The sequence below is a fragment of the Ectothiorhodospiraceae bacterium BW-2 genome (assembly GCA_008375315.1).
In the GTDB taxonomy this organism is placed as follows: domain Bacteria; phylum Pseudomonadota; class Gammaproteobacteria; order Thiohalomonadales; family Thiohalomonadaceae; genus BW-2.
The window spans coordinates 661106-680258 of the sequence record CP032507.1 but is presented as its reverse complement, the minus strand read 5'-3'; the positions used below and the strand labels follow the sequence as shown (position 1 = coordinate 680258).

The following is a 19153-nucleotide window of genomic DNA, read 5'->3' as shown; positions in this document are numbered from 1 at the left end:
CGATAACCTATGTCTATCTCATCTCTCCTCCCCCTTTTGACACTAATGATTAGCGCCGCTGCGCTGCTCGACGGGCACTGGTCATTGCTAGTACTGCTAGCGTTAGCGCAGCTTGGAGTCTGGTTTTGGCAGCGACGGCAGCAGCAACAGCAGCAACAGCAACTACAGCAGGAGCTCGTCGTGCGCGAGCAAGATAGCGAGCAGCTCCAGCGGCTATTGCAACACAATCTTGATGCCTTTGTGCTAGAGACAACCTTAATAAAACAGGAGCTAGAGCAGGTTAAGGGGGTGATTGCCGATGCCGTCGCGCAGCTAAACCAGAGCTTCTGTGCGTTGCAGGAGGATGCGACAAGGCAACATACCGCAGCCCACCACCTAATTACTGTCATGCAGGGGGATAGTCAACAGGGGGAGCACTCAGCCAACATTAAAGAGTTTGTCGAGCTGACGGGCGAGACGCTGCAGTTTTTTATCGACCTTGTCATCTCCACCTCTCGCCAGAGTGTGCAGACGGTACACCACATTGATGATATTGCCGAACAGATGGCGGAGATTGTCACCCGCCAGTCTAATATTCGTAAAATTGCCGATCAGACCAATCTGCTCGCCCTCAATGCGGCGATTGAAGCGGCTAGAGCAGGGGAGTCGGGACGAGGCTTTGCCGTGGTCGCCGATGAGGTGCGGCGACTGTCGGTCGTCTCCAACGAATTTAGTGACGATGTCGCCACGCAGACCAAGCGGACGATGGAGGCGGTGAATGTCGCCAAAGGTACCATCGGCAAAATGGCGAGCCAAGATATGAATGTTGCCCTGAAAGCGAAAGGGCAGGTCGATAAAATTATGCGAGATATCAACCAGCTCGATACGACGATTAATGAGACGATCAGTGAATTTTCAGCGATCTCGGAGCGGATAAATGAGGGGGTGGGTGTGGCGATTAGGGCGCTACAATTTGAAGATATCGGTCGGCAGCTACTAGATCATATCAATGGCCGCATCTGCCACTCAGAGGAGCTACTGCACCACTTTCATCGCCAGAGCCGCGAGTTAGCACAGGCTGTCACTCATAAGCAGAAGCAGGCGGTGATGGCTCAGATGGAGTCATCGCTGGTTAACTTCAAACAGAGTATGGATCGAGAGGTCTATAAGGTAGCCCACCAATCCTCAATGGACGAGGGGGAGATTGATCTCTTTTAGCGCTATCATAACCGGCCATCGATGTGGCTGTCGATTAAACATAACCCTTTTATCCAGATAGAGGAGTGGAACATGACAATTCAGAGTCAACTCGATACTTCGAATAAGCAGCTGACGATTCATGTCGGTCAACGATTCGACTTTAGAGTCCATCGAGAGTTTCGGGACTGCTATACCTCGACAGACGGGGCTAATAGCACCTATGTGATTAACCTAGAGAATACCACCTACATGGATAGCTCGGCGTTAGGTATGTTACTGCTGCTAAGGGAGCATAGTGGCGGCGAGACTAGTCGGCTGATTTTGCGTAAAGTTAAACCGGAGCTAATGAAGATTTTGCGTATCTCCAATTTTGATCAGCTCTTTACGATTGAAAATGGATAGTTCGGCACAGCCGCTGCCTCTACCTCTAGGCCGAGTGCTCATTGTCGATGATGAACGGGCTAATCGGTTACTGTTAGCCACGATGCTGCGGGATGAGGGGTATGAGGTACTACAGGCAGAAAATGGGCTACAGGGGGTTGAGTGTTATCAGCAGCACCACCCCGATGTCGTGCTCATGGATCTCTTCATGCCGGTGATGAGTGGGTTTGAGGCGGCGCGACAGATTAAATCGCACTCTAGTCGTCACTATATTCCGATTCTATTTATCACCACCCACACCTCAGAGAGCGACATGATTGAGGCGATCGAGAGCGGCGGTGACGATTTTCTCTCCAAACCGATCCACTTTACCGTCCTGAAGGCCAAAATTCGTGCGGCGATGCGTACTCGTCAGCTCTACCGCGACCTACAGGCGGAGAAGGAGAAGCTAGATCAGTTTCACGCCCTGCTACAGCAGGAGCATCAGACTACCGAAAAGATTTTGCGCCAGCTTCTGATACAACAGGAGCTACAGATTGATCAAATTCGCTCCTATCTCTCTCCGGTTGCGCTCAGTAGTGGCGACTTTATTTTGGTACGAGCGAAGAGTGAGCAGTGCTATCAGGTGATGCTAGGGGACTTTACTGGCCATGGCCTAGCCGCAGCGATCGGCACTTTGCCGATGATGCAGATATTTGGGGAGCTAGTCGCGCAGCAGCTAACTCTGGAGGCGATTGCCGCCGAGGTCAATAACCGCTTGCTGCGGATTTTGCCGACACAGATCTTTTGTGCGGCGGTTTTTGTCGAATTTAACCTAAACGATAGTTCGTTGCAGGTGATTAACGCCGGTCTGCCGGCGCTCTACTATCTTGGTGACGACAATCGGATGAAAGGTGAGCTGGCGTCAACCCAGTTGATGTTAGGGATTGTCGCCATGGAGGCGGCGAACTATCGCACCCAAACGCTACAACTCGCCGCTGGGGAGGCGCTCTACGCCTTTACCGATGGCTTGACTGAGGCCGGTATCGGCGCCGAGAGCGGGGAGATGTTTGGTGAGAACCGGCTACAGCAGGTACTGCAGCGCTACCCGCTAGCCGAGCGCTTTGATAGGGTGATTAAAGAGGTGGAGTGCTTTAGCCACGTCGGGGAGCGACAGGACGATATGACGCTGCTGGAGTTTAAACACTAGAAATATCTTTCTAATCCACCCTCTCGCACCGTATCGAGGGTAAAGCAGTGAAATCCACCGCTGACTAATTGGCGGTGACGGTGTTGCACAGGAATAGGGGTGAACTTATGCTGCTCCAATAGCTTAATTAACTCAGGATACAAAGAGTTGACAATCAACTTATCGCCATCAACGGAGAAAACATTGGCATCAATTAAGTTGCTGGATAAAACCAAATCATCCTTTTCATAGTTAGGAAAGTTTTTCATGCTCGGTTGTGGCACATAGATAATATCCCATTTTTGCAGCGCGGCAGGTAATTTTTTGACATCATCGGGAGAGCGCATCAAGAGTGTGCCGGGGCGTAGTGGAATGACCGTCGCCCAAGGGTGATGTGGCTACACTATTCCGGACACTAAATTTGAGATAAATTGGCTCAATATGAGGTGTTGAAAAATGAGTAATTCTGTAAAAATCTATCCTGATGAATTTAAGAAGCAGGCAAAGACACGATAGCACAGTTTGTTGGTTGCCATGAACAGCTGTGCCGCCTCTTCAACGGTAACGACATCAGGCAGTCGCACAGCCTTGGGTGGCTTAATCAGGTCAACATTGACCCAAGGTTTGTGCAGGACATGCTGATAGTAGAACTTGAGAAAGAATAATTGCATGGCTTCCGTGAATACGTTAACATAGAAATCATGATTGTTTCATTTGGTGATAAGGCGACTTCAGACCTCTTCCACGGCATCTCCAGCAGTAAAGTCAGGAAGCTGCCCAATCAGATTCATGAAGTGGCGCTGTATAAGCTGGACATTATTAATGCAGCTCAAAACCTGGACGACCTAAAATCTCCACCCGGAAATAAGTTGGAACCACTCAAAGGTGATCTCAAGGGGTTTCATAGCATCCGAATAAACAATCAATGGCGTATTGTTTTCCTCTGGAAAGCGAATTCGGCTCATGATGTAAAAATCATGGACTATCACTAATAGAAAGGTGATGTATGATTCCAACGAATAGAACTTCAACACATCCGGGTGTCATATTACTAAAAGAGTTTCTTGAGCCTCTTGAAATTACCCAAAAAGCATTAGCTTCTCATTTGGGTATACCGGTTCAACGTGTAAATGAAATTGTGCGTGGTAAACGTGGTATCACGCCAGACACTGCTTGGTTATTTTCCGAAGCTTTCAATACATCACCTGAGTTTTGGTTAAACCTACAATCGACCCACGACTTGTCGGCCCATAAGCCTGAACATCATGTTAAACCTCTCATAGCAGTGGGTATATAATTCAACAAAATGCCGGACAAATTCATCTGGGCGCGCTATGAATAGGCTGAGTTTGACTACCCGCGATAACCCCTTGATGCTCCAGGCTGTCGATGACAGGCCGAGTTACCATGTTGGGACTTTCCCGTTGGAGCGGTCGAGGGGGGAGTTATCGTACACTTCAGCGTTTTTTTCATAGCACGATTAATTGGCCGCAACTGAATTGGTCGCTGTTTCAGGGTCATCTTTTAGGAGAGGATCCAGAATGGGTGATGGCTGCGGATGATGTTGTGGTCACGAAATCGGGTAAAAAAACATATGGCTTGGGGCTCCCTTCAATCACCGGTTGACAGTTTCGCTGTAGCAAGCGTATTTGAGGCATAATTTCTTCCGAAACAGTTTGCAATCAAACGAGGAGGATAAGCCGATGAAATTTCACCGTCGTAGCGATCTGACGCCAGAGGTACGGATTCAGATTACCCTTGAAGCTATCCTGAGTGCAGGCATCTATGGAGCTCGCAGTCACTTAGCCTATCAGTATCAGATATCAAGGACGCTGCTTTACCACTGGATAGCTAGAACGATGCTGGTGCTACAGGAGCTCTTCTCGGCAGTAGATATTGTCCCCACAGACAACCGTCTCACAGAGAACGAAGTCATCCTGTTATTGCGGCTGGAAGGGCGCGCCTCTATTCAGAGCATCAGCGATATATTAATCGGGCTTGGATATGAGAAGAATAACTCAGTCGGTACAGTGAGTCAGCGCCTGACGGCAATCGGCAGGGCTGTGGCTAACGCTTTACAGCCAAAACAACAGCTCATGACATTCTGGTTATCCGATGAAATTTTTGCCAATGGTCATCCTATTCTGATTACGATAGACCCGGTGAGCACAGCTATTTTGCGCATTGATTTAGCGGATAATCGCCAAGCGGTGACTTGGGAAAACCATTTTCGTTTGATCGAAGCGAATCAGATAGGCTCGTTAGGCCTTTGCAGTGACCGTGCAAAGGGTATCACTGAGGGGTATTCGGCATTTAACCGCGATTTAAATTGGTGCTCCGATCACTTCCATGAATTTCGGCAGCTAGTCAATCTTCTGTTTCGTGCCGAACGGCAAGCCTATGCGGCTATTGAGGATGAATATAAAAGAGAACAGGTTTTTCTGAATAGACGCTCTGAGAAGGCCATGCAAAAACAGTCCCTGAAACTGGAACTGGCACACCAAGATTGTGAGGCTAAGATTAACCGCTACGATCAGCTGAATGATTGTCTATCACTACTATTTCCGTCACTCTATTTTTTTAACCTTAGCAATGGCGTGCCACGGTTTTCCTACACGGTCAAAGAGGAGTTGTCTGTGCTATTTGATTTGCTGGATGAAATCGAATGGCCCACTCTGAATCAGGAAGTGGCTAAGGTACGTGGCCATATCGATGATATTTGTATGTGCTATCAATGGCTGGAAGAGATATGGCCCGAATGGACTAAGCGGGTTCCCGAGACGACATTGTGCTATCTATCGTTGGCTTGGCAACACGCACACCAATCTCATCAGCATAAAGGGAAGGGGGCAGCTTTTCATCAGGCCGAGTCTCAATTTTGGCTGGAAGCTGCTGAAAATCTGCTCCCTGAAAAGGAAGCTCCGGCCTTAATTGAAGAGCTATTTGAGCAGTTCGATGGATTGGTCAGAAGTTCTTCATTAGTGGAAATGGTTAACTCATCGCTCCGTCTGACTCTAAATGCTTGTCGGGGCAATATCTCCCAAGAGCAGCTCAATCTGTTTATGTTTTACTTTAACCATCATCAATTTCATGACGGTAAACGAAAAGGACGCTCGCCTATCGGTATCTTAACCGGAACTGAACCCGAAGAACCATGGTATAAGTTGCTGGCGAAAGCGGCTGACACCTCCGTCAGCAGTTAATCCCAGCCTCAATCTTATTTGCCTTTGGCGGCGCCTGTTTGTGCTTCAGGCGCCGACAGCTTCGCTTGCGTCGTGTTTTGAACTGTCAACCACTTTAGGGGGATTTTGAAGGGAGCCCGCTTTTTTGCCAAATTTTGCGGCATCCGGATCAAGACTTTGTGCCAATCCTATCGCTTTCCTTTCCAAATGCGCCAAGCAACGAAGTCGCTTATAGTACTCACGATAGATGTGCCAGCCATCACTCATCAACCAGCCGTCAAACCGGTCGCTGAACAAAATGCGTTCAATCGCCGACCGTCCGCGCGTACCAATGGTATACCATGTAGCGCTCATGCCAACCACAACCCATAGCCAGAGCTTCTGAGCTGCCTGAGGCCATGAAGTTTCATCAATATGGAGCAGTTCTGATTTGACCACCGACTCGATAATCTCTTCCTCGACCGGTTCAAGGCAGCGGGCACCTTCAGTTATCGTCTGCTGAATGAGGCCAACAGAGAGCTTCAGGCCAAACCATGTCTGAAAAAACTCAACAACACGACGACGGGATAACCGCATCCGAACCGCCAGAAAAATGATCATCGATGCCAGAGTGGGACCGACTAGGTGTCGCTCTTTGATAGCCACCTGCCAAGTTTCATTTGCCTCTTCAACAAACGGGCGGTATTGACTGGTATGGCCACAACTGCACTGACTCTCATAGCACATATGCTTGGTTTGTTGGAGCGTTAATCCGGCTCTGCTATCAGTCTGAATCAGAATATCTATTTCATAATAGGCGGTATACGCCTGACTTGGGAACTCAGCCTCGTTCATCTTTTTGCCGCAACAGTGGCAGTGGCCCACAAAGTGATGTTCTATTTTGTCAGTCGGTAAAACTTGTTGACGGCCATAGCCTTGACTACCCGGTTGACGACCCGGATTTCTTGGGGGTGGCTCATCCTTTCCAGTGGGTTCCGTTGTTTTGTCTTCTGCATCAGAAGGTGTATCTTTGCTAGGGTCAGGATCATCGCTGTCATGTTGAGCTGACTCGCTCTCTTTCAGCATTGGCTCGTTGGCATCGGATGAATCTGATTCTTCTTCATTGGCTTCATCCTTATCTGTGTCGTTACTAAACCATGGAGGCATCGCTCCTGACGGACGGGAGCTGTTTTGTGGATTTTGACCGAGCTGTTCTCTGGCTTCTTTTAGATCAGTGAGCAATTTAGCCGATAACGAGCGTAGCGACTCTTCAGGAAGGCTGTCCAGCTTCTCCTTATCGAGTTGCTTTAGATCGTGATCGGTGAGTTGCATTCGTTGTCCGTGGGTCAGTGAGTTGCGTATGTGCTATTCAATCATATTACATTTGACTTGGCAACAGGGGGGGGACTGAACGGTTACATTAGAAGCTATCTGGCGTCAGGCCGCGGAAGCCATAAGCCACTGATGACGGCAATTGAGTCACTAAATCCCGATAAAATTATCTTTTTCTGCTCAAAAGATGATGAGGCGACGCCCGCTCAGACCGAATCAACCGATAACCCAAAGTCAGCCAGCCAATAATGAGCATGACACCCCCTATTGGGGTAACCATTCCCAGCATCGGCAGCTGCAGCAGCACCATCAGGTAAAGCGAGCCGCTGAACAACAGAATACCGGCGATGAACAGAAGTCCAGCTATCCGGCCAAACAGCTTGCCCTGCTCAACCAAGTAACCACAGAACAGAATTGCCGGAATGTGGTAGAACTGATAATCAACAGCAGTGCGCCAAATGGCTAACTGATCAGGCGTGAGCGCGTTTTTTAACGCATGAGCGCCGAAGGCTCCCAAAGCAACAGCAAAAGCTCCGAGGATTGCGGCGGCCAGATAGAGGGTATTTGATTTCATAGGATGAGGGTAATTAAAGGCCTAGAAATACCTTTCTAATCCACCCTCTCGCACCGTATCGAGGGTAAAGCAGTGAAATCCACCGCTGACTAATTGGCGGTGACGGTGTTGCACAGGAATAGGGGTGAACTTATGCTGCTCCAATAGCTTAATTAACTCAGGATACAAAGAGTTGACAATCAACTTATCGCCATCAACGGAGAAAACATTGGCATCAATTAAGTTACTGGATAAAACCAAATCATCCTTTTCATAGTTAGGAAAGTTTTTCATGCTCGGTTGTGGCACATAGATAATATCCCATTTTTGCAGCGCGGCAGGTAATTTTTTGACATCATTGGGAGAGCGCATCAAGAGTGTGCCGGGGCGTAGTGGAATGACCGTCGTATCAATATGATTATCGGTAATTTTATCCAGTTTATGCACTCTGATTTTGCCTTCAAAATGTCGTTGTAACCATTGAAAGCCCAATTCATGATTTTGATTAGAGACATCAACGATCCAATCTTCACCAAAACGCATACACTGTGCGCCGTCAAATAACATCTCATACCCAATGTCATAAGGGGAGGAGGGTTGCGGGTAGTCGCGTGGGATATTATCCGCATTGTAGGCGTTTTTAATGTACTCCTCGGGATGCTCAACATAGGATAGATCAAACGATTTTTCTAACATCATCGGTTTAGGCATTAGCGTCCACATTGAACCCGCTTTGAAGTAGTCATAAAAAATAGGCTTGAGTAGATCGTTTTCAAAATATCTAGCGCGTAACATCGGTGCGGTTTCAATGATTTCATTACCGGCAATAATCGCTTGATCTCGCACATTGAGGGCGGCTAGCGCGGTAGATTCCCAATAGGGGGTGCGGATAGTGCAGGCCTCGGGTAACTGCGTTGGCCGGTGTACTTTAACGCCTAGCTGCTCAAATGTGGCGACTAAACCTGTGATATCCTCCTCTAGCTCTTCGATATATTGTTGTTTAATAACCCGCCGAGTTTCAAGAGGGTAGTTAGGATGAATTAAGTCGTGATAGAACAGTTTGAAGGATTGGTCTATCGGCGGTAAGGTATAATTGTAGGCGGAACCTACAATGACCTCTTTTAAGGGCGACCACTCATTATAACTATTGACTGCTACACTCATTTGTATTCCTCATTTTATGGGATAGGGATAAAATTAACCTTGTGCGTTGCGCAGAGCGGTTTCAAATTTTTCTAGGGTTTCGGCAATGTCGGCGTCGCTGTGAGAGTCGCTGATATACCAAGTTTGTTGTGGATCAGAATCGGTCATGATGCCGCCTTTCACCAATTCAATCAGCAGTTTTTCAGACAGTTCCAAATCGCTATCCACCACTTGTCGCCAGTCTGTGGGAGGGTGCTCTGATAAGGTCAGACCAAATAGACTGGGCACACCATGGATATGGTGGGGGATACTGTGACGAGCAAGAATTTCATCTAAACCCTCCATGAGTTGTTGCCCGAGGTGATTAAGGTGTCCGAAAACATCGTTGGTTTGCATATATTCAAGCGTGGCATCAGCCGCTGCGGTCGCCACAATATTACCAACATAAGTCCCTGCATGTACGACTTTGCCAGGGGCGAGCGTCATCATAATGTCGCGTTTTCCTCCCACCGCAGAGATAGGATAGCCATTGCCCATGGCTTTGGCGTAGGCGACTAAATCAGGGGTGACGCCAAAATAGTCAGCGGCTCCCCCCTTGGCAATACGAAAACCTGTTTTGACTTCGTCAAAAATCAGCACAATACCGTAGCGATCACACTGTGCGCGTAAAAACTCTAAAAAGCCGGGTTCTGGCATTAAACCGCCGGCATTAGCAAGAATAGGCTCAACGATAATGGCCGCAATGGCGTCGCCCTTCTCCGCTAAGAGGGTGGTCATGGTGTCACGATCATTCCATACAGCAGTGAGCAGTAGTTGTGAAACCAAGTCGGGTACGCCCATGCTGGTTTTATGTGCAACCGGATGGCGACGATGACCGACCTGGCTTTTAAAGCTATCGGGCGTTGTCCATAACATATAGTCATAGTCGCCGTGGTAGGCCCCTTCAAATTTCATAATAAGGTCGCGTCCCGTATAACCACGCGCTAGACGCAAAGCGTGCCGAGTGGCATCTGAGCCTGTATTGTCTAAGCGCACCATTTCGACATGGGGGCACATGGCGATTATCCGTTCTGCAACACTGACCTCAAAGGGCTGCGTGGCGGAAAATGTCACACCGTGTTGAATCGCCTCTGTGACGCGCTGGTTTACATACGGGTGTGCATGACCGAGGATAACAGGGCCAAAACCAAGCCGATAATCGATGTAGCGCTGCCCGTCAAAATCATAGACATAGGCTCCCTTACCGCGCTCTAATACGGGAGTGTTGTCGCCCCAGTAGCGGTGGCTGGAATTGACACCATAAGGGATAACTTTTTGTGCGCGTTGAAAAAAAGCGCGGGATTTAGGCGAATGGTTCAGCATGTACACTCCATCATCTGAGCTCGTTAGGGCGGGTTAAAAAACCGCAGGTTACAAAGTAATCGAGATAAGTGGCTAGCAGCTCCACCGTTATCTCAGGGCAGCTAATACGACTGTGCTGTAGGCCACGACGGGTATTATCGTCACGCAAAGCAAGGCTCAAAGAGGAGAGTTCCAGATAGCTCTTGCCCGCGATATCGTCAGTAAAAATAGGGAGCATCGCCCCTAAGGCATTGTCTTTAGAGTCGATAGCCAAGGTGCGCAGTTGATTGAGCCAGTGTGAGTAATGGATACTCTGTACCGGATAGCCTAGGCTATTGAAAGCCTCAGTGAGTTGGTTAAAAGATAGTGATTTTTGATTAATGATATGAAAACATTGTGAACCGACGCGCTGAGATTGAGATAAATAGACAATCGCCTGACTGGCGTAATCAACAGGGGTCATATCAAGTGGCGTTGATAATGCGGGGATAGATTGTTGAAGTACAAATAGTTTAAGTAATTTGCACATCATATCATCGGTATTGGCTACGCCTGTGCGGCTATCTCCTGTCAACATACCTAGACGATAGATGGTGACCGGCAATCCTTGCGCTTGCGCTTGTTGCAGCATCTTTTCTGCGACCCATTTACTCTGTGCATAGCCGCCGTAAACAGATTCACAGTGTTGTAAATCTATATCCTCTGCAATAGCGGATGATGGCTTAAAAAAGCCCTGAGACTCAAAAATAGCCGTACTAGAAATATAGTGAATGGGTTTGACGCGACTCTGTACCGCGAAGTGGATTATCTCTTGTGTGCCTTTAACATTAATCGGGTGCAATACCGAGTAGGGGTAGAGCATATTGATATTAGCTGCTGCATGATAAACGCAGTCGATCAGTTCCGTCAGCTCCTCCCAACGCATTTCAGTTAACCCAAAATAGGGGCGTGCCAAATCACCGCAGAGCGGATGTAAACGCTGCTCTAGCTCGGTACTGATCACTAAGCCGTAGCGTCGTTGTGTGGTTAGCAGGCGTTGCTGTGCCTCTGTTCTATTCTCGCTGCGCACTAAGCAGTAGATATCTGCCTCGGTTTGATGCAGGAGTTCATGGAGTAAAAAGGCACCTAAAAAACCGGTGGCTCCGGTTAATAAAATAGTTTGTGGCCTAACTAAATGGGAAGCTGCGGCAGCGACAACAGGTGTTTGTAACGGGCAGACTGCTTGCGCTTGTAGTTCTGTCACAGAGAGCGCCATGGTATTCGTCGTTGGGGTTCTCTCTTCTAGGGTTTTTGCTAACTCTGCAATGTTCAGTTTTTGCAACAAATTGGCAAGTGGAACATTAATTGATAACTGTTTTTTTAGCTCACTAAACAGCTTAATTAAGAGTAGCGAATCCCCCCCTAAAGCGAAAAAATCGTCATAAATGTCGATGGGTTCAATATGGAGGAGCTTTTGCCAAATATCGGCTAGCTGCTGCTCTAAAGGAGTCCGCGCTAGCTGCACTTGCCGCGCTAATATCGCAGGAAGCGGTTGCTTTGCAGCAGCCGGCAGAGCCGCACGATCTACTTTACCGCTAGGGCTCATCGGCATCTCATCTAGTGTTATAAATCGCGCAGGAACCATATAGGCCGGCAATGTCTGCGCAAGATAGGTTTGCAGTTGTTGCTGAGAGAGGGGGCGGGAAGTATGCAGAACCAGATAGGCTAATAGGCGTTTGTGCTGCTCCTCATCTTCGTGGACGATGACCGCCGCCTGGCTAATATCTTCATGCTGTAGTAAAGCGGCCTCGACTTCACCTAATTCCACTCGAAAACCGCGAATTTTTACCGCTTGATCGCGTCGCCCTAGCAGCTCTATGTGACCGTCAGGCTGCTCTCTTGCCATATCGCAGGTTTTATACAAGCGCCCTTTCGTGGGGTGAATAATAAATTTTTCCGCGTTTAGCTCTGCGCGGTTTAAGTAGCCCCGTGCCAATCCTACGCCACCAATATACAACTCACCGATGTCACCTGCGGCAACTGGCGCTAAATTGTCATCTAAAATGTGTGTCTGTATATTATCAATAGCGCAACCGATACTCGGTAGCGTAGGCCACAGTTGTGGATCGCCGCTTAAATCTAAGGCGGTCACATCCTGACACTCTGTGGCACCATAGTGGTGGTGGAGGCTGGCCCCGCTACGCAAAAATAGGTCACGGATGGCTGGGGTAATTTGTAGCTGTTCGCCTGCGGTAATGACCTCTCGTAACTGTGTTGGGTATTGTCCCGTATCTTGGGCGACAATAGCGAGTTGTTGCAGTGGTGTGAAGGGGAAATAGAGCTTTTCAATCCCCTGTGCGCAAATGAAATCTAACAGTGCTAAAGGGTTGCGTCGCGTATGCTCATCTATTAAAAATAGACTACCGCCAGAACACCAAGTCGCAAAAATTTCCTGAAAGGAGATATCAAAGCTCAGCGGGGCAAATTGTAGCTGTCGGGCAGGGGTGATACGGTGTGTTAAGTGCCAATGAATCAAGTTGTTCAATGAGTCATGCGCCATTAATACCGCTTTAGGTACCCCTGTTGAGCCAGAGGTATAGAGACAGTAGGCGAGCTGGTCTGGCGTAGGCGAAGTCGCCAATGGCTGCGTCGTCTGTGTGGCGATCAGATCCCAATCACGCTCTAAGTTAATCGGCTGTGGTTGTGGCTCTTCGGCTACTAAGGCAGCGACTAGGCTCTCGGTCGCTTCGGTCAATAACAGATAGTCAAGCTGGCTATCTTGTAACATATACGCTAGGCGTTTGCGTGGATAACTGGGATCTAATGGTACATAGACGGCTCCCGCCTTTAGGATGCCTAATACCCCTACCAGCAGCGAGATGCAACGCGGGGCACACAGACCAATTCGTTGCTCTTTTTGTATGCCCAACATCAATAGGTGGCGTGCTAGTTGATTAGATTGTTGCTCAAGTTCATCATAGCGTAGCCGCGCTTGGTGATGATATATCGCGATGGCGGCCGGGTGCGCGAGCGCCTGCTCTTTAATCCTTTGTATTATAGGTTTTTTTACTATGGTTTTAGGGTTCATAAAAACGCTTAGGCGCGGTTTAGTAGCTGGAGCCTTTTGTATCCTTACCAGAGTGAAATTGATGCGTCTCACTCCCTTGTAATGCGGGTAGAAAAACACAAACTAGGCGCAAGGTCTTCGTTGCACGAAGATAGTGGACATCATGCGCATTAGGCGCATACATTGTGCCTGGTTTTAGTGGGAAAACTTCTCCCTCTACCTCGATCTCTCCCTGACCCTCAATGCAATAGCAGGCCTCCAGATGGTGGCGATATTGAATCAGTGACTCCGTTCCTGCCAATACGGTCGTTTCGGTCAAGGTAAAGCCCATGTTATCTTCGGCAATTAAAAAACGCCGACTCTGCCCGTTACCCCAGGCAACATCTCTTTCGGTATTCTCTATATCGGATAGACTACGAATAATCAATGAACAGACCTCAATATGTTAGTGGGTAGGCTATGATGGTGGAGTAAGGCCAACTGGCTCGGCGCGGACTATGATGGATGGGCAACGCTTTGTCAAGAGAGGCCACTCTCTTTGAAAAGGGGCGCGTTGACTTTTCCCTAGGAATCGGGGAGTATTACCCCCTCTTTATGACCTCTAACTTTTGGAACTCTCTGTAATTTCGTGACTAAATGGCTACCCGCTCCTCTTTTCCTCCTAACGCTCTACCTGTTCTGCTGGAGTGCGCTGGTTCAGTCTGAGGTAGCGATCACGCTACTACCGCTGGAGTTGACCGACGAAGAGCGTCGCTGGTTAGAGCGTCAGTCGCAGATTGTGCTCGGTATTTCCGATCAGTTTTTACCGGATGTTCTTGTCCACCCCGACGGCAGCCAAAGCGGGCTGGTGGTTGACTATTTTGCCCTACTCAATCGGCAGCTCGGCGGGCGGCTCCAGCTCTATGTCGATCACGATTGGCAGGCGATTACGGAGAAGGCTATGCGCGGTGAGATTGATGGGTTAGCCTCCTCTGCGCCTAATGCCCGCTGGGATCAATATTTTCTCTACAGCGAGCCTTACTACTACGGCTATCTGCATATCTATGTGCGTAGCGACTCCCCCCCTGCGAGAAACATGGCCGATCTCATCGGTAAGCGGGTCGGCTACCTCTCTGGCATGAAGCTGGTTGAGCAGATCAACCCGATGTGCGCCTAGTAGCTCTGGGGAGTCAGGAGCAGATGGCTAAGGCGCTGCTAGAGGGCGAAGTCGATGCGCTCATTGGCATTGTCGATCTGGAGTGGTGGCGCCGTAGTAACAGCATGTTGGGCTTTCGTGTCTCTGGACTGCTGGAGGGGAGTCGCCATTCGGTGGTGATGTCGATTCGTAACGACTGGCCGCTACTGCCGGGTATTCTCAATAAGGCGCTGGCGACTATTCCGCTAACCGAGCGTCATCGCATCAATCAGCGCTGGCTCTCCGCTGAGATGCAGGGGCTACAACCGCTCTACCTCTCCGGCTCGGAGCACGCCTATCTACAGAGCAAACGATTTCGTCGCATCGCTACCGGCGGCTATCCGCCATTTAGCTTTATCGATCGCGATGGTAACTTGAGCGGGATCGCCGAAGATTACTGGGCGTTAATTCGCACTAAGCTACAGCTTAAAGTCGAAGAGTTAGCACCGGAATCTTTCGCCACAGTCCTCAATGCGTTAGAGCGGCAGGAGGCCGATCTCTTTGTGAGCACCACCGCCACCCCTGATCGAGAGGCTTACGCCCTCTTTAGCGACAGCTATGAGCAGTTCCCCATCGCTCTAGCCACGCTACGAGGGCAGGGATTTATTACCGATGCGGCGAGTCTGGAGGGGCAAGTGGTAGCAGTGGGGGAGAGTTACAGCGCCTACCATCTGCTGCGAGAGCGCTATCCGGCAATTATATTTTTGCAGGTGACCAATACAGCCGCAGCGCTTGATGCCGTGGTTGAGGGGAGGGCGGTGGCCGCCGCTGATACTCTGCCAGTGCTACAGCACCTAATGGCCGCTCGCGGCGATGATTCGCTCCATCTCGGTGGTGTCACCGATGCGGTCTATAAGCTGCAAATCATGGTCAACAAAGCGCACCAGCCGCTATTGCCACTGCTCAATCGGGCCATTGCCACCCTTACCGAGCAGGAGCGGATAACGATTCAGAAGCGGTGGATGTGGCGCGCCGTTACCACCGAAAAGAGGGTCGATTATACCCTGCTAGGGCAGATCTTACTGGGAGCTCTGCTGCTGATTGCGGCGATTTTGGTCTGGAACCGCCGCCTCTCGCAGCAGATTAGACGCCGTATTGAGGCCGAGCGGCCACTACAGGAGGCCGCTATGCTGTTTCAGGTGAGTAATAATGGGGTGGTATTGACCGATGAGAAAAACACCATTTTGCGTATTAATCCCGCCTTTAGCGAAATCACCGGCTATAGCGCCGAGGAGGTGGTAGGGCAGACGCCGAGCTTGCTTAAATCGGGCCACCATCCACAGGCGTTTTATCACCAGTTATGGCAGATGCTGTTGAGTCAGGGCTACTGGGAGGGCGAGATCTGGAACCGCCATAAGAGCGGTAAAATCTTTCCGCTATGGGAGCGGATTGTCGTCATGCGTGACAAACGGGGAGGGGTGAGCGGCTACCTCTCACAATTTAGCGATATCGCCCGCCGCAAACTGACCGAAGAGGAGATTCGGCAGCGGGGTAACTACGACGCCCTGACCGGTCTGGCCAATCGTAGTTTACTGTTAGAGCGGCTTGAGCTGGCGGTTAAGTCGCACCAACAGCACGGTCATAAACTGGCGCTATTGATGATTGGTCTGGATAAGTTTAGCCAGGTTAACGAAACGATGGGTTATCCCTCCGGCGATGAGCTGTTAAAACAGGCGGCCTTGCGTCTGCAGGCTGAGATTGGCGAGCTCGACACGGCGGCACGGGTGGGGGGGGATGAGTTTTTACTGTTACTGTCGGAGCGAGACGATCAGATCGCGGTTGAGGAGTCTGTGCGGCGTCTTAGCACCCGTTTGGAGAGCGTTTATACCCTACCGGCGGGCACGACTGAGGTGAGTGCGAGTATCGGCATTAGCCTCTTCCCCGATGATGCCGATAGCGCCGAGGAGCTGTTGCGTAACGCCAATCTTGCCCTAGCGCGGGCGAAGGGGGTGGGGGGCGTTCACCACTACTTTACTGAATCGATGGGGCAGGAGCTGCGAGAGCGCTACCGTTTGGAGAGCGATCTACGCCTAGCGGTGGCCGAGGGTGAGTTGGGGATTCACTACCAGCCTATTATCGATCTGGCTAGCGGTCGGGTCTGCGGGGTCGAGTCGCTGCTGCGCTGGCAGCATAAAGAGCTCGGTGGGATCAGTCCGGGCAAATTTATCCCTATTGCCGAGAGTTCTGGCCTCATTCAGCCTCTCGGTAGCTGGGTTATCGAGAGTGTATGCCGACAGTTACAGAGTTGGCACGCAGCCGACTTGAGGCTCTATGCCGCCGTTAATGTGTCGCCGCGTCAGATCCCCGATGGAGTATCGCCGAGCTATCTACAGCAGCTCATGGTGGCGTTTGGATTGACGCCCGATATGTTGGTGCTGGAGATTACCGAGAGCACGCTCGCCGAGGATCTCGATAAGGTGGCAAACTGGCTGCGTGAGGTGCGTGCCCAAGGGTTTCGGGTCTATTTGGATGATTTCGGGACAGGCTACTCTTCGCTCTCCTATCTGAAAAACTTTCCTGTCGATGCGGTCAAGATCGATCAGTCGTTTGTGCGCGATATGGTGAAAGATCAGCGAGACTACGCCCTAGTCGAGACCATTGTGGCGCTGAGTAAGACGCTAAAGCTACAGGTAGTTGCCGAGGGGATCGAGACCGAAGGGCAGCGGCAACGGCTGTGTGAGATGAGCTGTAGTTACGGTCAGGGCTACCTCTTCTCGCGCCCGCAGCCCCCTGAGCAACTCGATAGTTGGCTGCACGCCCACTAAGGGGCTACCTATTGACGCTCCGCCACGAACGGCGATGGATCGGGGATGGCCCTAACTGTTGTAGCTGCTGACGATGAAATTGCGTCGGATAGCCCTTATGTCGCGCCAGCCCATACCCCGGATAGCGCTCATCTAGGCGCACCATCTCCGCATCGCGTGCCACTTTGGCAATAATCGAAGCGGCGCTAATGGCGGCCAAGCGTTGATCCCCCTTGACCAGCGCCACAGCGGGTGCGGATAACTTTTTCGGGAGACGATTGCCATCAATCGCAATATAGTCCGGCGATAGTGGTAATGCCTCAAGGGCTCGCTGCATCGCTAGCAGGGTCGCTTGCAGAATATTGAGCTGCTCGATCTCCTCTACCTCAGCTCGCCCTAGCGCCCAAGCCAGCGCTTGGTGCTTAATCTGCCGACTCAACCGCTCGCGTGTCGCAGCCGAGAGCTGTTTGGAGTCGGCCACACCGCTAATCGGCCGCTGCGGATCAAGAATCACCGCTGCTGTCACCACCGGCCCGGCTAGCGGGCCGCGGCCGACCTCATCGACTCCGGCAAGGCGGGTGACCCACTCAGGGGGAGACCACGGCTGCTGGGGCGACATCGGGGTCACGGCATAGGTAGCGATGTGGAACTACTCTGCCTCTAAGAGCGCCAATAACCGCTTCGGCGGCAGATAGCCAGGAACCAGCTTGCCCGACTCCAATACAATGGCCGGTGTACCGGTGACGCCAAAGTCTCGTACCAGCGCGATATGCTCTTGTACCGGGTTTTCGCACTGCTTAGACTCGACCTCAATACCGCCTTTGGCCCTATCCATCGCTAGATTGCGATCTGTGGCACACCAGACACTGACCGCCTTCTTATAGGAGTCTGATCCCACTCCGGCACGGGGGAAGAGCAGATAGTGCACAGTCACCCCCATTTCATTCATCTCTGCCATGTGGTCGTGCAGCTTACGGCAGTAGGGGCAGTCGATATCGGTAAAGATGGAGACAACATACTTCTCCTCTTTCGCCGGATAGGTAAGCAGTCTGTCTGCATCTAAGCCCGCTAGCAGCTCTTTACGCAGCGACTGGCCCGCCGCTTCGGTCAAATTGACCCCATTGGCTAGATCATACAGCTCGCCATCGAATAGATAGCGTCCATCCTCAGAGGCGTAGAAGAGGCGGGTACCGAAACGAACCTCATAGAGCCCCGGCATCTCGGTGGCGCTAATCGCATCCGGTTTGCCCGGTATCATTCGCGCTAGCTGCTGGGTAATCTTCTCATTGGCGCTCGCTGCGGCGGCCGGATCGGGCTCGGCTGACGCACTAGCCAGCGCCACCACGGCGGTGATAGCCACAGCCACGACGGCTAGACCACTGAATAGACGATATTTCATACAAAACTCCACTAAAAAATTAATCTCGAAAGTTATTAAATTGCAGCGGTTGCTCCTGCTTCGACTCCTTGAGTAGCGCAATCACCTGCTGCAGATCATCCCGCTTTTTACCGCTCACCCGTACCTGCTCTCCCTGAATGGCCGCTTGAACTTTAAGTTTGCTCTCCTTAATCTGTTTGACCAGCTTTTTGCCCAATTCAGTGGCAATTCCCTGCTTTACTACCACTGTCTGCCTAGCTCTGCCGCCCCCCTCTTGTACACTCTGTAGCTCAAAGGCGCGAATATCTATCCCCCGTTTACTCAACTTCTGGTAGAGAATATCGACCATCTGGCTTAACTGAAACTCGCTCTGCGCCTCCAGCGCCAGTGCCCCTTCCCCCTGCTCGATGTTGGCCTGACTCCCCTTAAAGTCAAATCGGTTACCGACTTCACGGTTGGTCTGATCCACGGCATTGGTCAGTTCATGGGCATCAACTTCAGAGACAATATCAAACGAGGGCATAGAGGTAACCTTAATATCCGTTCCAAGTAA

19 protein-coding genes are annotated in these 19153 nt (G+C 50.6%); 9 read left to right on the top strand and 10 right to left on the bottom strand.

Translation table 11 applies throughout. The annotated features are described in order from the left end of the window. Positions 1 to 45: 45 nt before the first annotated feature. The 3 genes from D5085_03145 to D5085_03135 all read left to right on the top strand — a co-directional run bounded on the left by D5085_03145 (position 46) and on the right by D5085_03135 (position 2749). Positions 46 to 1197, top strand: coding sequence for a hypothetical protein (locus D5085_03145; protein QEP45032.1), 1152 nt, complete (start codon positions 46 to 48; stop codon positions 1195 to 1197). Positions 1198 to 1269: 72 nt separating this feature from the next. Further along, positions 1270 to 1581, top strand: coding sequence for an anti-sigma factor antagonist (locus tag D5085_03140; protein ID QEP42218.1), 312 nt, complete (start codon positions 1270 to 1272; stop codon positions 1579 to 1581). Continuing rightward, positions 1574 to 2749: a fused response regulator/phosphatase gene (locus tag D5085_03135; protein ID QEP42217.1), complete on the top strand. Its 1176-nt coding sequence runs from the start codon at positions 1574 to 1576 to the stop codon at positions 2747 to 2749. Before D5085_03140 ends, D5085_03135 begins: the two co-directional genes overlap by 8 nt. Here D5085_03135 and D5085_03130 read toward each other — a convergent pair. Beyond that, positions 2746 to 3075, bottom strand: a complete 330-nt coding sequence (locus D5085_03130; protein ID QEP42216.1) for a hypothetical protein — start codon at positions 3073 to 3075, stop codon at positions 2746 to 2748. The two genes, D5085_03135 and D5085_03130, sit on opposite strands and share 4 nt — an antisense overlap. Before the next feature lie 354 nt (positions 3076 to 3429). Here D5085_03130 and D5085_03125 point away from each other — a divergent pair, with 354 nt between their 5' ends. The 4 genes from D5085_03125 (at position 3430) to D5085_03110 (ending at position 5931) form a co-directional block, all read left to right on the top strand. Beyond that, entirely contained in the window at positions 3430 to 3720 is a 291-nt protein-coding gene (locus D5085_03125; protein QEP45031.1) for a type II toxin-antitoxin system RelE/ParE family toxin, read from the top strand. 14 nt (positions 3721 to 3734) lie between these two features. After that, complete coding sequence (gene higA / locus D5085_03120) at positions 3735 to 4025, top strand: addiction module antidote protein, HigA family (GenBank protein QEP42215.1); 291 nt, start codon at positions 3735 to 3737, stop codon at positions 4023 to 4025. A 92-nt stretch (positions 4026 to 4117) separates the two neighbouring features. Then, on the top strand, positions 4118 to 4354 hold the full coding sequence (locus D5085_03115; GenBank protein ID QEP42214.1) for a hypothetical protein: 237 nt from the start codon (positions 4118 to 4120) through the stop codon (positions 4352 to 4354). Positions 4355 to 4431: 77 nt separating this feature from the next. Beyond that, positions 4432 to 5931 carry a hypothetical protein gene (locus tag D5085_03110; GenBank protein ID QEP42213.1) on the top strand — a complete coding sequence of 500 codons (1500 nt, stop codon included), beginning with the start codon at positions 4432 to 4434 and terminating at the stop codon, positions 5929 to 5931. Positions 5932 to 5976: 45 nt separating this feature from the next. Here the strand turns inward: D5085_03110 and D5085_03105 are convergent, their stop codons facing one another. From D5085_03105 to D5085_03080, 6 genes are all read right to left on the bottom strand, one after another. Beyond that, on the bottom strand, positions 5977 to 7221 hold the full coding sequence (locus D5085_03105) for an IS66 family transposase (protein QEP42212.1): 1245 nt from the start codon (positions 7219 to 7221) through the stop codon (positions 5977 to 5979). Between the two features lie 166 nt (positions 7222 to 7387). Continuing rightward, positions 7388 to 7795: a DUF423 domain-containing protein gene (locus tag D5085_03100; protein ID QEP42211.1), complete on the bottom strand. Its 408-nt coding sequence runs from the start codon at positions 7793 to 7795 to the stop codon at positions 7388 to 7390. Positions 7796 to 7816: 21 nt separating this feature from the next. Further along, complete coding sequence (locus D5085_03095) at positions 7817 to 8938, bottom strand: glycine amidinotransferase (protein ID QEP42210.1); 1122 nt, start codon at positions 8936 to 8938, stop codon at positions 7817 to 7819. 33 nt (positions 8939 to 8971) lie between these two features. Continuing rightward, entirely contained in the window at positions 8972 to 10279 is a 1308-nt protein-coding gene (locus D5085_03090) for an aspartate aminotransferase family protein (protein ID QEP42209.1), read from the bottom strand. A 10-nt stretch (positions 10280 to 10289) separates the two neighbouring features. Continuing rightward, positions 10290 to 13325, bottom strand: a complete 3036-nt coding sequence (locus tag D5085_03085; protein QEP42208.1) for an amino acid adenylation domain-containing protein — start codon at positions 13323 to 13325, stop codon at positions 10290 to 10292. Positions 13326 to 13344: 19 nt separating this feature from the next. Continuing rightward, complete coding sequence (locus D5085_03080) at positions 13345 to 13731, bottom strand: cupin domain-containing protein (protein QEP42207.1); 387 nt, start codon at positions 13729 to 13731, stop codon at positions 13345 to 13347. Between the two features lie 201 nt (positions 13732 to 13932). Here D5085_03080 and D5085_03075 point away from each other — a divergent pair, with 201 nt between their 5' ends. Both D5085_03075 and D5085_03070 read left to right on the top strand, forming a co-directional pair. Beyond that, positions 13933 to 14460, top strand: a complete 528-nt coding sequence (locus tag D5085_03075) for a hypothetical protein (GenBank protein ID QEP42206.1) — start codon at positions 13933 to 13935, stop codon at positions 14458 to 14460. Then, positions 14451 to 17243 carry an EAL domain-containing protein gene (locus tag D5085_03070; protein QEP42205.1) on the top strand — a complete coding sequence of 931 codons (2793 nt, stop codon included), beginning with the start codon at positions 14451 to 14453 and terminating at the stop codon, positions 17241 to 17243. Before D5085_03075 ends, D5085_03070 begins: the two co-directional genes overlap by 10 nt. Positions 17244 to 17247: 4 nt before the next feature. Here D5085_03070 and D5085_03065 read toward each other — a convergent pair whose 3' ends face one another. Genes D5085_03065 through D5085_03055 form a run of 3 tightly spaced genes read right to left on the bottom strand, consistent with a single transcriptional unit; the run spans position 17248 to position 19123 of the window. After that, the gene (locus tag D5085_03065; GenBank protein QEP42204.1) at positions 17248 to 17841 is read right to left on the bottom strand and encodes a ribonuclease HII; all 594 of its coding nucleotides are present in this window, start codon (positions 17839 to 17841) and stop codon (positions 17248 to 17250) included. A 30-nt stretch (positions 17842 to 17871) separates the two neighbouring features. Next, the gene (locus tag D5085_03060) at positions 17872 to 18621 is read right to left on the bottom strand and encodes a DsbC family protein (GenBank protein ID QEP42203.1); all 750 of its coding nucleotides are present in this window, start codon (positions 18619 to 18621) and stop codon (positions 17872 to 17874) included. Positions 18622 to 18640: 19 nt separating this feature from the next. Next, positions 18641 to 19123 (bottom strand): YajQ family cyclic di-GMP-binding protein, encoded by a 483-nt coding sequence (locus D5085_03055; protein QEP45030.1) that lies wholly within the window; start codon positions 19121 to 19123, stop codon positions 18641 to 18643. Positions 19124 to 19153 lie beyond the last annotated feature (30 nt).

Coding starts and splice junctions, on each gene's coding strand:
- D5085_03145 (QEP45032.1), top strand. CDS start 46: ATGATTAGCGCCGCTGCGCTGCTCGACGGGCACTGGTCATTGCTAGTA.
- D5085_03140 (QEP42218.1), top strand. CDS start 1,270: ATGACAATTCAGAGTCAACTCGATACTTCGAATAAGCAGCTGACGATT.
- D5085_03135 (QEP42217.1), top strand. CDS start 1,574: ATGGATAGTTCGGCACAGCCGCTGCCTCTACCTCTAGGCCGAGTGCTC.
- D5085_03130 (QEP42216.1), bottom strand. CDS start 3,075: ATGCGCTCTCCCGATGATGTCAAAAAATTACCTGCCGCGCTGCAAAAA.
- D5085_03125 (QEP45031.1), top strand. CDS start 3,430: ATGATTGTTTCATTTGGTGATAAGGCGACTTCAGACCTCTTCCACGGC.
- higA (QEP42215.1), top strand. CDS start 3,735: ATGATTCCAACGAATAGAACTTCAACACATCCGGGTGTCATATTACTA.
- D5085_03115 (QEP42214.1), top strand. CDS start 4,118: ATGACAGGCCGAGTTACCATGTTGGGACTTTCCCGTTGGAGCGGTCGA.
- D5085_03110 (QEP42213.1), top strand. CDS start 4,432: ATGAAATTTCACCGTCGTAGCGATCTGACGCCAGAGGTACGGATTCAG.
- D5085_03105 (QEP42212.1), bottom strand. CDS start 7,221: ATGCAACTCACCGATCACGATCTAAAGCAACTCGATAAGGAGAAGCTG.
- D5085_03100 (QEP42211.1), bottom strand. CDS start 7,795: ATGAAATCAAATACCCTCTATCTGGCCGCCGCAATCCTCGGAGCTTTT.
- D5085_03095 (QEP42210.1), bottom strand. CDS start 8,938: ATGAGTGTAGCAGTCAATAGTTATAATGAGTGGTCGCCCTTAAAAGAG.
- D5085_03090 (QEP42209.1), bottom strand. CDS start 10,279: ATGCTGAACCATTCGCCTAAATCCCGCGCTTTTTTTCAACGCGCACAA.
- D5085_03085 (QEP42208.1), bottom strand. CDS start 13,325: ATGAACCCTAAAACCATAGTAAAAAAACCTATAATACAAAGGATTAAA.
- D5085_03065 (QEP42204.1), bottom strand. CDS start 17,841: ATGTCGCCCCAGCAGCCGTGGTCTCCCCCTGAGTGGGTCACCCGCCTT.
- D5085_03060 (QEP42203.1), bottom strand. CDS start 18,621: ATGAAATATCGTCTATTCAGTGGTCTAGCCGTCGTGGCTGTGGCTATC.
- D5085_03055 (QEP45030.1), bottom strand. CDS start 19,123: ATGCCCTCGTTTGATATTGTCTCTGAAGTTGATGCCCATGAACTGACC.